The sequence below is a fragment of the Nonomuraea sp. KM90 genome, from assembly GCF_052246675.1.
Lineage (GTDB): Bacteria > Actinomycetota > Actinomycetes > Streptosporangiales > Streptosporangiaceae > Nonomuraea.
Window position 1 is genome coordinate 39697 of the sequence record NZ_JBQQCB010000027.1, and the last position, 12092, is coordinate 51788.

Genomic DNA, 12092 nt, shown 5'->3' on the forward strand with positions numbered 1-12092 from the left:
TCCCTAGGGTTGGGGGGCTTCCACGACGACCGTGACCGCTCCGGCCTCGACGGTGACCGGCCCGTCGTGCCGTGCGCCGTCGAACACGCTCACGCCGCTCACCCCCTCCACCGTCACGGGCCGGTCGCCGTGGTTGATCAGGAAGACGTGGGCGCCCCTGCGCACCAGTTCGAGGGTGTCGGGCAGGCCGCGCGGGCGGGACACCTCCGCGCGGTCGAGCACCTGGGCGAGCAGGTCGCGCAGGCCGGTGACCGGCGCGGTGGCGAGGTACCAGGCGGTGCCGGCGCCCAGGTCGTGGCGGGTGAAGGCGGGGTGGCCGGCATCGGGTCCGTCGGCGAAGTCCCGGACGGCGACCGCGCCCGCCGGGCGGATCCGCTCGGACCAGACGCGGGCCCTGGCCGGGGAGGGGCCGCCGCCGGTCAGCGCCACCGTCTCGTGCTCGCGGAGGGGGTGGAACTCCTCGATCGACAGGCCCAGCAGCTCGCGCAGCGCGCCGGGGTGGGCGCCGGGGTGGATGGTGTCGTACTCGTCCACGATGCCGGAGAAGTACGACACGAGCAGGTTCCCGCCCGCCTCCACGTACCGGTGCAGGTTCTTGGCGGAGGCCTCGGTCAGCAGGTACGAGCTCGGCGCCACCACCACCCGATATCCCGAAATATCGGCGGAAGGGTGGACGAAGTCCACCGTGACGTGCTCCCGCCACAACGCCTCGTAGAAGGCGTCCACCCGCTCCCGGAACGTCAGGTCCACCGACGGCCGCCAGTCCAGCTCCAGCGCCCAGTACGACTCCCAGTCCCAGACGATCGCCACCTCGGCCCGCACCCGGCTGCCCCGCAGACCGGCCAGCCGCCGCAGGTCGGCGCCCAGCCGCACGACCTCGCGCCACTGCTCGGAGTCCGTCCCGGCGTGCGGCACCATGCCCGAGTGGAACTTCTCGGCGCCGAACCGCGAGGCCCTGAACTGGAAGAACAGCACGCTGTCCGAGCCGCGCGCGACGTGCGCCAGGCTGTTGCGGCGCATCTCCCCGGGCCGCTTGGCGAGGTTGCGCGGCTGCCAGTTGACCGCGCCCGCCGAGTGCTCCATCAGCATCCACGGCGCCCCGCCCGCCACGGACCTGGCGAGGTCGGCGGACATGGCCAGCTCGATGTGGTTGTCGGGCCGCTCGGCCTTGAGATAGTGGTCGTTGGCGATCACGTCCAGCTCGCGGGCCCACTGCCACAGGTCGGTGGACTTGCAGTTCACGGTGCCGGCGAAGTTCGTGGTGATCGGCAGGCCGGGTGCCAGCTCGCGCAGGATGTCGCGCTGCAGCGCGTAGTGCTCGCGGTGCTGGCCGTCGCTGAAGCGGGCGTAGTCGAGGCGCTGGGCCGGGTTGACGACCGTGTGGTTGGCGCGCGGGGCGTCGATCTCGGACCAGTCGGTGTACGTCTGGCCCCAGAACGTGGCGCCCCAGGCATCGTTCAATGCGGAAATATCGCAATATGTGGCTTCAAGCCACCTCCGCCACGCCGCCACGCTGTGCCCGCAGTAGCACTCGCCGAGCGGGGCCCCGTACTCGTTGTGCACGTGCCACATGACCACGGCCGGATGGCCGCGGTAGTGCTCGCCCAGCGCCCGCACCAGCCGCGCGGTCGCCTCCCGGAAGGCCGGCGCGCTGGAGCAGGCGCTCTGCCTGCCGCCGAACCCGATCCGCAGCCCCTCCCTGGTCACCGGCAGCACGTCGGGGTGCGCGGCCACGAACCAGGCGGGCGGGGCGGCGGTCGGGGTGGCCAGGTCGACCGCGACGCCGGCCGCGTGCAGCCGGTCGATGACCTCGTCCAGCCAGCCGAACTCGTAGCGCCCCTCCGCGGGCTCCATCAGCGTCCACGAGAACATGCCCAGGCTGACCAGGTTCACCCCGGCCTCGCGCATCAGGGCCACGTCCTCTTCCAGGACCTCGCGCGGCCACTGCTCCGGGTTGTAGTCGCCGCCAAAGGCGATCCCGGCAGGACGCTCCGGATACATCCATCCCCCTCGAAATACTTCTGTGAACGTGCACAGTAAGGCTGACCGGGCCTGCTTGGGAACCGTTGCCCGCTAATTTCACGCTCTTGCAGGAGATTAACGAGAACGTAACGACCCCTTGACGACCGTTTCGGCGCTGTTCCACTCTGTGCACGTTCACAGAACCCTCTGGAGGTACGCATGCGCGCCCCCCGCCTTGGAGCAGCCCTGGCCGTCGCACTCACGGCCACCCTCGCGAGCTGCGGCTCCAGCGAGCCCGTCGAGAGCACCGAGGCGGCGCAGAGCCCCACGGCCGCCGCCCAGGGTCCGGTCAAGCTCACGTACTGGACCTGGGCCCCCAACATGGACAAGATCGTCGAGGTCTGGAACAAGGCCCATCCGGACATCCAGGTGACGGTGAGCAAGCAGGCCGGCGGCGACGACGCGGCGGCCAAGTTCCTCACCGCGGCCAAGGCCGGCAACCCGCCCGACCTGGTGCAGGCCGAGTACCAGCACCTCCCGTCCTTCATCGCCGCCGACGCGGTGGCCGACCTCAAGGCCGAGACCGCCGCGATCAAGGGCGAGTTCACCGAGGGTCTGTGGGGCCTGGTGACGCTGGGCACCGAGTCCGTCTACGGCGTCCCGCAGGACAGCGGCCCGATGATGCTCTTCTACCGCAAGGACCTGTTCGACAAGTACGGCATCGCGGTCCCCAAGACCTGGCAGGAGTACGGGGACGCGGCCCGCACGGTCAGGAAGAAGGACCCGAAGGCGTACCTCGGCACGTTCTCCAGCAAGGATCCGGGAGCGTTCACAGGTCTGGCGCAGCAGGCCGGGGCGCAGTGGTGGTCGATCAGCGGCGAGTCGTGGAAGGTGAACATCGCCGACGAGCCCACGAAGAAGGTCGCCGACTACTGGGACGGCCTGGTCAAGGAGGGCGCCATCGACGACATGCCCTACTTCACCCCGGACTGGAACAAGGCGCTCAACGACGGCAAGCTGCTGACCTGGCCGTCGGCGATCTGGGCGCCGGGCGTGCTGTCCAGCAACGCGCCCAAGGCCAAGGGCAAGTGGGCCGTCGCGCCGCTGCCGCAGTGGAACGCCGGTGAGAGCTACAGCGGCTTCTGGGGCGGCTCGTCCACGGCCGTGTCGGCCAAGACCCCGCACAAGGCCGCCGCCGCCCGGTTCATCACGTGGCTCAACACCGACCCCGCCGCCATCGACCTGCTCGTCAAGGAGGCCGCGATCTACCCGGCCTCGACCAAGGCGCAGGCGGCGCTCGGCGCGGCTCCCGAGTACTTCGCCGGCCAGCCCGACTTCTGGCAGCAGGCCGCCGCCGTGTCCGCCGGGGCCCGCGGGTTCACCTTCGGCCCGAACGTCGGCGTGACGTACAACGCCTTCAGGGACGGCTTCGACAAGGCGCTGCAGGCGAAGACCCCGTTCGCCGACGCCGTGCGGGCCATGCAGGACGCCACGGTCGCGGACATGCGCAAGGCCGGCTTCCAGCTCGCGTCATGAAGCGCTCGGAACGGGGGGTCTGGCCGTATCTCTTCCTGACCCCCGCGATGGTGCTGTTCACGCTGTTCCTCGCGGTGCCCATCGGCTACACCGTCTACCTGGCGACGCGCCGTACCAAGGTCTCCGGGCTGGGGCTGGGCAGGGGCGCGCGGCGGGAGGTGTTCGTCGGGTTCGACAACTTCGCCGCCGCCCTGGCCGACGGCGAGCTGTGGAGCGGGTGGCTGCGGGTGCTCGGGTACGGCGCGCTGGTGCTGGTCGTGATGCTGGGGCTGGCGCTGCTGTTCGCGCTGCTGCTGGACTCGGCGCGGGTGCGGCTGGCCCGGTTCTCGAGGATCGCGATCTTCCTGCCGTACGCGGTGCCGGGAGTGGCGGCCACGCTGCTGTGGGGCTTCCTCTACCTGCCCTCGCTCAGCCCGATCAGGGAGCTCCTGGACATCGACTTCCTGGGCGCCACCACCGTCACGTACTCCATGGCGAACGTGGCGGTGTGGGGCGGGGTCGGCTTCAACATGCTCGTGCTCTACACCACGCTCCGGGCGATCCCGCGCGACCTGTACGAGGCCGCGCGGCTCGACGGCGCCTCCGAGTTCCAGATCGCCGTCCGTGTCAAGATCCCGATCCTGACCCCGGCGATCATCCTGACCACCGTGTTCTCGATCATCGCGACCGTCCAGGTGTTCACCGAGCCCACCACGCTGCGCCCGCTGACCAACACGATCAGCTCCACCTGGAGCCCGCTCATGAAGGTCTACCGCGACGCCTTCGTCACCGGCGACCTGTACTCGGCCGCCGCCACCTCGATCGTCATCGCGGCGGTCTCGCTCGTCCTGTCGTTCGGATTCCTGCGCGTGGTCCGCAACCGCGCCTTCGGGGAGGGCTGATGGTCACGGTCACCGCGACCCCCGCACGCCGCCGGGCCCGCGTGGGCGCGGGCCGGCCGATCGGCGCCGTGCCGACCGCGCTGCTGCTGATCGGCGCGCTCTACTGCCTGTTCCCGGTGGCCTGGGTGCTGATCGCGGCCACCAAGTCGCCGGCCGAGCTGTTCAGCACCTCGACGCTCTCCTTCGGCACCGGCTTCCTCGACAACGTCGCCGAGCTGTTCGCCTACCGGGACGGGGTGTTCTGGCTCTGGGCCGGCAACACGCTGATCTACGCTGGCGGGGGCGCGCTGCTGTCCACGGCGGTCTCGGCGATCTCCGGGTACGCGCTGGCCAAATTCCGCTTCCCCGGCCGCGACGCTATCTTCAACCTGCTCATCGGCGGCATCCTGGTGCCCGCCGTGGTGCTGGCGATCCCGCAGTACCTGCTGTTCTCCAAGATCGGCCTGGCCGACAGCCACTGGGCCGTGCTGCTGCCGCAGATCCTGCACCCGTACAGCATCTACCTGGCCCGCATCTACGCCACCGCGGCCATCCCCGACTCCCTGCTGGAGGCGGGGCGGATCGACGGGGCCGGCGAGTGGCGGCTGATGTCGCGGGTGGCGATGCCGCTGATGGTGCCGGGCATGGTGACGATCTTCCTGTTCCAGTTCGTGGCGATCTGGAACAACTTCCTGCTGCCGTTCATCATGCTCGGCGACGACGGCAAGTTCCCGCTCACGGTCGGCCTCTACACGCTGCTGGCGGCCGGCGCGAACCAGCCCGCCCTCTACAACCTGATCCTCACGGGCGCGTTCCTGTCGATCGTGCCCCTGATCGCGCTCTTCCTCACGATGCAGCGATACTGGAAGACCGACCTGTCCTCCGGAGCCGTGAAGTGAAGCGCCCTACGATCCACGACGTCGCCGCCGCTGCGGGCGTGTCCCGCGGCACGGTGTCCCGCCTCCTCAACGGGGACAAATACGTCAGCCCCGCGGCGCGCGTGGCCATCGAGCGGGCCATCTCGCAGACCGGCTACATCGTCAACCGGGCCGCCCGCAGCCTGGTCACGCAGCGCACCGGCTCGGTCGTGATGGTCCTGTCCGAGCCGCACGAGAAGCTGTTCGAGGACCCCAACTACAGCACGCTCATCCGGGTGGCCATCAGGATGCTGGCCGAGCGCGACCTGTCGCTGGTGATGATGCTGGCCGGCGACGAGGGCGACCGCGAGCGGGTGGTGCGCTACGTGCGCGGCGGCCACGCCGACGGGGTGCTGCTGGTCTCGACGCACGCGGGCGACCCGCTGCTCGACGCGCTGCGCACCGGCCCGCCCGCGGTCTCCTGCGGCGCGGTCATCGGCCGCGAGACCGTCATCCCGTACGCCGCCGCCGACGAGCGGCTCGGCGCCCGCCAGATGACCGAATACTTCGTCTCCCTCGGCCGCCGGCGGATCGCCATGATCACCGGCCCCATGGACACGCCGGGCGGCATCCAGCGGCTGGAGGGCTTCGCCGACGTGCTCGGGCGCAAGGCGACCTCGAAGCTGATCGCGCACGGCGACTGGACGCAGGCCAGCGGCGAGCGGGCGATGACGGAGCTGCTGGAGCGGGCGCCCGACATCGACGCCGTCTTCGTGGCCTCCGACCTGATGGCGGCCGGGGCGCTCGCCGCGCTGCGCGCGGCGGGCCGCCGGGTGCCCGACGACGTGGCGGTGGGCGGCTTCGACGACTCCTCGGTGGCCATCTCGACCCATCCGCCGCTGACCACGATCCGGCAGCCGCTGGCGGAGATGGCCCAGGAGACGATGCGGCTGCTCCTGGCCCTCATCGACGGGGCCGAGCACGTCGATCCGGTGATACTGCCCACGGAGCTGGTGATCCGCGAGTCGGCCTGAGGTGTTTTGCCCCTCTTGCCGGAGTTTCCGCAGTACGATCACGCCAGCTGACGTACCCGAAGGAGCCTGCGATGGCTGGTTACGAGCGGGAGCGGGCGCCGGGGAACATCGACACCACCAAACCCAATGTCTCCCGCGTCTACGACTTCATGCTCGGCGGCAAGGACAACTACGAGGCCGACCGCCGCATGGCGGAGCTGGCGCTCGAGATCGCCCCCGACGCCCCGGAGGCCGCCCGCGCCAACCGGGAGTTCCTCGGACGGGTGGTCCGTTACCTGGCCGCCGAGGCCGGCATCCGCCAGTTCCTGGACATCGGCTCGGGGCTGCCCACGCAGGGCAACGTCCACGAGATCGCCCAGTCGGCCACCGCCGGCGCCCGCGTCGTCTACGTCGACAACGACCCGACCGTCCTGGTGCACGGCCGCGCCCTGCTCGCCGTGGACGACGACGCCACCACGGTCGTGGAGGCCGACCTGAGGGACCCCGACGGGATCATCGACGATCCGGAGGTCCGGCGCCTCATCGACTTCGACCGGCCGGTGGGCCTGCTGATGTTCGCGATCCTGCACCACCTGGCCGACGAGGAGAACCCGGCCGGGATCGCCCGCCGCATGGTGGACCGCCTGGCCCCGGGCAGCTACCTGGCCGTCTCCCACTTCCACAACCCGGGCCTGGCCCATCCGGAGGTGTCTCGGCAGGCGTTCGCGGCCGAGAAGATCTTCAACGAGACGCTGGGCACCGGCCGGTGGCGGACCCGCGCGGAGATCCTCGCCTGCTTCGACGGGCTGGAGCTGCTGGAGCCGGGGTTGGTGCCGCTCCCGGAGTGGCGGCCGGACTCCGACGACCGGGCCGAGCCCGGCATCACCTACCACACCTTCGTCGGGGCGGTCGGCCGCAAGGGTCAGGCCACTCCCGCGTAGACCCAGCGGCCCTCGTGGCGCACGAACCGGCTGTTCTCCTCCATCTCGCCGGGCCGTCCCCGGTCCAGGTAGTGGGCGCGGAAGCGGACGGTGCCCTCGGTGTGCACGACGCTGCCGCCGCTGGTCTCCAGCACCTCCAGCCGTACCCACTTCACCCTCCTGTCCAGGCCGACGGTGGCCGGGCGGGCGGAGGGGTGCCAGGTGCGCAGCAGATAGGCCTCGTCCCCGACGCCGAACGCGCTGAAGCGGGAGCGCATGAGCTGCTCGGCGGTGGTGGCCGCCGCCTCGCCCCGGTGCAGCCTGCCGCAGCAGTCCTGGTAGGGGGCGGGCAGGCCGCAGAGACACGTACGAGGAGGCATGCGCCCTATTCTGCCCCCAGCCGGACCGTGAGATCGGTCAGGGTCGGGCCGAGCGGGGCGTCCAGGGTGAGGGCCGCGTCGGCGTCGGCGCCGGTCGGCCCCTGGTTGACGATGGCGATGGGGATGCCGAGCGCGGCGGCCTTGCCGGCGAACCGCAGCCCCGACCTGATCGCCAGCGACGACCCGAGCACGAGCAGCGCCCGCGCCCCGCCCACGACCGCGTAGCACTCGTCCACGCGCGGCTTGGGCACGTTCTCGCCGAAGAACACCACGTCCGGCTTGAGCACCCCGCCGCACCCGGAGCAGTCGACCACCCGGAACCCGGCGACCTGCTCGTCGGTGAGCACGGCGTCGCCGTCGGGGTTGATCCGGCCGCTGCCCTCCCAGTCGGGGTTGGCCTCGCGCAGGCGGCGCTCCAGCTCGGCGCGCGGGGTGCGCTCCCGGCACGACAGGCAGACGACGCGGTCGAGCCCGCCGTGCAGCTCGATCACCCGCTCCGCGCCGGCCGCCTGGTGCAGGCCGTCGACGTTCTGGGTGACGATGCCGGCCAGCAGCCCGCGCCGCTCCAGCTCGGCCACCGCCCGGTGCCCGGCGTTCGGGCGGGCCTGCCCGATCTGCCGCCAGCCGACGTGGCTGCGCGCCCAGTAGCGTTGCCGCGCCTGCGCGCTGCCGACGAACCGCTGGTAGGTCATCGGCTCGGCGCGCCGGGCCCGCCCTGTCGGCCCCCGGTAGTCGGGGATGCCCGATTCGGTGGACAGCCCGGCCCCGCTGAGCACGGCCACCTGTCCCCTGGCGACCAGCTCGACCAGCTCCGCCACCTTCGTGGTGCTAGGTGTCACATCCCTATGGTGCATCAGCCGCCCGCTTGCTCCCGCCCCAGCCCACGATCGGCAGCCCACGATCGATCGCCCACCCGCTCCTCCGCCTCCACGACGCGTTCGGCGTACCACAGCCGCCGCATCTCCGGGCAGCTCTCCAGCAGCCCGGCCAGCCGCCCCCGGCCGGCGACGCGGCCCCGGTCGAGGACGATGACCTGGTCGGCACGTTCGAGCGCGGCCTGCCGATGGGAGACGACCAGGACCGTCTCGGGGCCGCGCCCGGCGATCCGGTCCCACAGGAGCCGCTCGGTCTCGACGTCCAGGGCGGACGACAGGTCGTCCACGACGAGCAGGTCGGGGGCGCGGACGAGGGCGCGGGCGGCGGTGGCGCGCTGCACCTGCCCGCCGGACAGCCGCACCCCGCGCGGCCCCACCACCGTGCCGAGCCCCTCGGGCAGCTCGGCCAGGTCCCGCTCGAACGCCGCCAGCTCCAGCGCCCGCCGGACCTCGTCGTCGCCGGCGGGCCGGCCGAGCAGCACGTTCTCCCGCAGCGTCTCGGAGAACAGCCGGGGGACCTGGCCGGCGTACGCGGCCCGGCCGGGGACCAGGAACGTGCCCGGGTCCGCGACCGCGGTGCCGTTCCACGAGATCGTCCCGCCGTCCAGCGGGAGGAGGCCGAGCAGGGCGCGTACCAGGGTGGTCTTGCCCGCGCCCACGGCACCGGTGACGACCGTGAACGAGCCGCGCTCGACGCGCAGGTCGACGCCGTGCAGCACCCCGCGCACGGTCAGCCCGCGCGCCTCCAGCACCTGGAGGCGGTCGGCGGGCGGCGGCGGTGGCGGGGCGGGCGGCGGGTCGCGGTGCAGCCAGACGCCGGTGCCGCGCGACAGGTCGCCGGCGTCCTCGTGCGGCGCCATGAGCCGGGTGAGCCGCTCCGTCGCGACCGCCGCCTGGGGCAGCCGGGACAGGACCGTGCCGATCGACCGCGGCAGCGCCGTGAGCCAGCCGATGTAGCTGGTGAACAGCGCCAGGTCGCCCACGGTGAAGTCGCCGCCGCGCATGGCGGGGGCGGCCAGGAGCAGGACGAGCCCGGTGCTGAGCTCGACGGTCGTGGTCGTCGCGGCGTCCAGCAGGTCGGTGGCCATCCGGTCCTTGACGGCGGCGTCGCGCCGCCGCCGGTTGTGCTCGCGCAGCCGTTCCAGCGCCGCGGCCTCGGCCCCGGCCGTCTTGAGCGCGAGCACGCCGGCGAACATCTCCCCCACGTACGCCGTGACGGCCGCCCCGAGCCGCCTGGCCCGCCCGTGCAGCCGGGCGATCGCCCGCCGCATCATCCGGCTGAGCACGCCCACCGCGATCATCGGCAGGGCCAGCACCAGCGTGATCGCCGGATCGACGGAGGCCATGATCGGCAGCGCCGCGGCGGCGAACAGCGTGGTGCCCGCCAGGCTGACGCTCTCGTCGGTGAGGTCCACCGCGTCGGCCACGTCGTCGCGCATGCGGGAGACGGCCTCTCCGGACGAGTGCGGCAGCCGGGCGGCGGCGGGCCCGCGCGCGGTGAGCACCGAGCGCAGCACGTTGGCCCGCAGGAGGGTCGCCGCCGCGGTCCACCAGTAGACGCCGTACGTCCACGCGACGACGATCACCATCCCCCGCACGACCTCGACCGCCACGAACGCCGCGCACAACCACAGGGTCGCCCGCAGGGCGGCCGGCTGGTGGCCGCTGATCTGGTCGAAGACCTGTTGCAGGAGGAGCCCGGAGGCCAGCGGGATCACGTGGACCGGCAGCCACAGCAGGGCCCCGACCAGGTACCGGCGCAGGTCGAACGTGGCCAGCCGGGTGGCCACCAGCAGCACCGGCCTCACCGGCCCACCCCCGCCAGCGGCAGCGGCAGCGCCACCAGCAGCACGGGCTTCACCGGGCCACCCCCGCCAGGTCCAGCAGCCGGCCGAACCTGCTGTGCGGGTCGGCGGCGAGGTCGGCGCGGGAGCCGTACTCGACGACCTTGCCCCGGTCGAGCACCGCGATCTTGTCCACCCGCGCCAGGGACGACAGGCGGTGCGCGATGATCACGCCGGTCCGGCCCGCCAGCAGGCGGCCGATGCCGTCCTCGATGCGGCGCTCGGTGGCCGGGTCGAGCCGGCTGGACGCCTCGTCGAGCACGACGAGCCCGGGGTCGGCCAGGAACGCCCGCGCGAGCGCGAGCAGCTGGCCCTCGCCCGCCGACACGGCGCCGAGCTCCGATCGCAGCCCCGGTCCCAGCTCGGTGTCGAGCCCGTCGGGCAGGGCCGCCGCCCATTCCCCGAGCCCGACGGCGTCGAGGACCTCGCGCAGCCGCTCGTCGCCCGGCGGCGGGCGGAAGAGGGTCAGGTTGTCCCGCACGCTCGCCGCGAAGAGCTGCACGTCCTGGGTGACCACGCCGATCCGGCTCCGGAGGGAGCGCGGGTCGGCCTCGCGCAGATCCACGCCGCCCGCGCGCACGGTGCCCTCGACGGGGTCGTGCAGCCGGAGCACGAGCCGGGCCAGGGTGGTCTTGCCGCTGCCGGTCCGCCCGACCAGGCCGAGCGTCTCGCCGGGGGCGAGCGTGAGGTCGATGCCGGACAGCACCTGCTCGTCGTCGCCGGGGTAGGAGAAGCCGACGCCCTCGAAGCGCAGGCCGAGCGGGCCGGCGCCGGGGAGGGGGCGGGTGCCGGGGGTCAGCGCGGGCCGCTCGGACAGCAGGCCGGCGATGCGGGCCAGGCCGGCCAGGGCCGCCTGGTACTGCCTGATCTGGTCGATCAGCCGCTCGAACGGCGCCCGCACCATGAGCGTGTACTGGAAGAGCAGCACGGCGGTGCCGACCGTGAGCGCGCCGGCCTCCATGGTCCACGCGGCCAGGCCCAGCATGATCGCCGTGCCCGCGGCGAAGGCCACCGAGGTGCCGGCCAGGAGCATGGTGCCGACGCGGGCGTCGCGGTTCTCGGCCCGGAAGAGGGCGGCGCTGACCTGGTGGAAGCGGCGTACGACATGCTCGCCGGCGCCGTTCGCCCTGATGTCCTCGGCCCCGGCGAGGCGCTCTTCGAGGGTGCCGAACAGGGCGGCGCCGGCCGCCCGGGAGCGCGCCGCCGACGGCACGGCCAGCCGCTGCGCCCGCGCCATGCCGTACCCGATGAGCAGGCAGTACGCCAGCAGCGCGCACCCGATGCGCCAGTCGACGCCGAACACGACGACGACCACGCCGGCCAGGAGCAGCGCGCTGGCCACGACGTCCAGCACGAACGCGACGACGAAGTCGGCGACCGCCACGACGTCGCCGTCCACCCGCTCGATCAGCTCGCCGGGGGTGTGCCTGCCGTGGAAGTCGAGGTCGAGGCCGAGCGCGTGCTGGGCGAGGCGCTCGCGCAGGCGGTTGGTGCCGTCCCAGGCGAGCCTGCTGGCCAGCCACGCCGTGACCATCCTGGCGGCCTGGCCCGCGACGGCGAGCGCGAGGTAGCCGAGGGCGATCAGCGTCAGGTGGCGGATGCCGGCGCCGGCGATGGCGTCGTCGACGAAGCGCCGGGTGATCTGGGGCGCCGCCAGCGGGAGCGCGGTGGCGGCGGCGATGGCCGCGGCCAGCCCGGCGGTGGCGCGGCGCCCGGGGCCGAGCAGGCGCAGGACGGAAGGGTCAGGTGGTGGGGTCCGGAGCTCGTACGGGGTCAAGAAGCGTCATGCCCTTTGCGTAGGAGGATTCGCTGAGCTGGGGGGACAAGAACGCTTCCCGCATCGCG

Annotated in this window: 10 protein-coding genes; 5 read left to right on the forward strand and 5 right to left on the reverse strand. The window is 72.8% G+C overall.

Annotated elements, in window-relative coordinates:
• Positions 1 to 3: 3 nt before the first annotated feature.
• Entirely contained in the window at positions 4 to 2001 is a 1998-nt protein-coding gene (locus ACTWPW_RS26190) for a beta-galactosidase (protein WP_375114067.1), read from the reverse strand.
• 180 nt (positions 2002 to 2181) lie between these two features.
• Here ACTWPW_RS26190 and ACTWPW_RS26195 point away from each other — a divergent pair, with 180 nt between their 5' ends.
• From ACTWPW_RS26195 to ACTWPW_RS26215, 5 genes are all read left to right on the forward strand, one after another.
• Positions 2182 to 3498, forward strand: coding sequence for an ABC transporter substrate-binding protein (locus ACTWPW_RS26195; RefSeq protein WP_375114068.1), 1317 nt, complete (start codon positions 2182 to 2184; stop codon positions 3496 to 3498).
• Positions 3495 to 4379 carry a carbohydrate ABC transporter permease gene (locus ACTWPW_RS26200; protein WP_375114069.1) on the forward strand — a complete coding sequence of 295 codons (885 nt, stop codon included), beginning with the start codon at positions 3495 to 3497 and terminating at the stop codon, positions 4377 to 4379. Before ACTWPW_RS26195 ends, ACTWPW_RS26200 begins: the two co-directional genes overlap by 4 nt.
• Entirely contained in the window at positions 4379 to 5257 is an 879-nt protein-coding gene (locus ACTWPW_RS26205) for a carbohydrate ABC transporter permease (protein ID WP_375114070.1), read from the forward strand. The genes ACTWPW_RS26200 and ACTWPW_RS26205 overlap by 1 nt, the downstream gene beginning before the upstream one ends.
• Positions 5254 to 6249, forward strand: a complete 996-nt coding sequence (locus ACTWPW_RS26210) for a LacI family DNA-binding transcriptional regulator (RefSeq protein ID WP_443170186.1) — start codon at positions 5254 to 5256, stop codon at positions 6247 to 6249. The genes ACTWPW_RS26205 and ACTWPW_RS26210 overlap by 4 nt, the downstream gene beginning before the upstream one ends.
• A 71-nt stretch (positions 6250 to 6320) precedes the next feature.
• Positions 6321 to 7169 carry an SAM-dependent methyltransferase gene (locus ACTWPW_RS26215; RefSeq protein ID WP_443170187.1) on the forward strand — a complete coding sequence of 283 codons (849 nt, stop codon included), beginning with the start codon at positions 6321 to 6323 and terminating at the stop codon, positions 7167 to 7169.
• Here the strand turns inward: ACTWPW_RS26215 and ACTWPW_RS26220 are convergent.
• The 4 genes from ACTWPW_RS26220 to ACTWPW_RS26235 are packed head-to-tail and all read right to left on the reverse strand — an operon-like array spanning position 7151 to position 12024.
• On the reverse strand, positions 7151 to 7528 hold the full coding sequence (locus ACTWPW_RS26220; RefSeq protein WP_443170188.1) for a YchJ family protein: 378 nt from the start codon (positions 7526 to 7528) through the stop codon (positions 7151 to 7153). The genes ACTWPW_RS26215 and ACTWPW_RS26220 overlap by 19 nt on opposite strands.
• A gap of 5 nt (positions 7529 to 7533) precedes the next feature.
• A complete protein-coding gene (locus ACTWPW_RS26225) occupies positions 7534 to 8382 on the reverse strand; it encodes an NAD-dependent protein deacetylase (protein WP_443170189.1) in 849 nt (282 codons plus the stop codon).
• Positions 8382 to 10211: an ATP-binding cassette domain-containing protein gene (locus ACTWPW_RS26230; protein WP_443170190.1), complete on the reverse strand. Its 1830-nt coding sequence runs from the start codon at positions 10209 to 10211 to the stop codon at positions 8382 to 8384. The genes ACTWPW_RS26225 and ACTWPW_RS26230 overlap by 1 nt, the downstream gene beginning before the upstream one ends.
• 49 nt (positions 10212 to 10260) lie before the next feature.
• Positions 10261 to 12024, reverse strand: a complete 1764-nt coding sequence (locus ACTWPW_RS26235; protein WP_443170191.1) for an ABC transporter ATP-binding protein — start codon at positions 12022 to 12024, stop codon at positions 10261 to 10263.
• Between the last annotated feature and the right edge of the window lie 68 nt (positions 12025 to 12092).

Coding starts and splice junctions, on each gene's coding strand:
- ACTWPW_RS26205 (WP_375114070.1), top strand. CDS start 4,379: ATGGTCACGGTCACCGCGACCCCCGCACGCCGCCGGGCCCGCGTGGGC.
- ACTWPW_RS26215 (WP_443170187.1), top strand. CDS start 6,321: ATGGCTGGTTACGAGCGGGAGCGGGCGCCGGGGAACATCGACACCACC.
- ACTWPW_RS26190 (WP_375114067.1), bottom strand. CDS start 2,001: ATGTATCCGGAGCGTCCTGCCGGGATCGCCTTTGGCGGCGACTACAAC.
- ACTWPW_RS26220 (WP_443170188.1), bottom strand. CDS start 7,528: ATGCCTCCTCGTACGTGTCTCTGCGGCCTGCCCGCCCCCTACCAGGAC.
- ACTWPW_RS26195 (WP_375114068.1), top strand. CDS start 2,182: ATGCGCGCCCCCCGCCTTGGAGCAGCCCTGGCCGTCGCACTCACGGCC.
- ACTWPW_RS26200 (WP_375114069.1), top strand. CDS start 3,495: ATGAAGCGCTCGGAACGGGGGGTCTGGCCGTATCTCTTCCTGACCCCC.
- ACTWPW_RS26225 (WP_443170189.1), bottom strand. CDS start 8,382: ATGCACCATAGGGATGTGACACCTAGCACCACGAAGGTGGCGGAGCTG.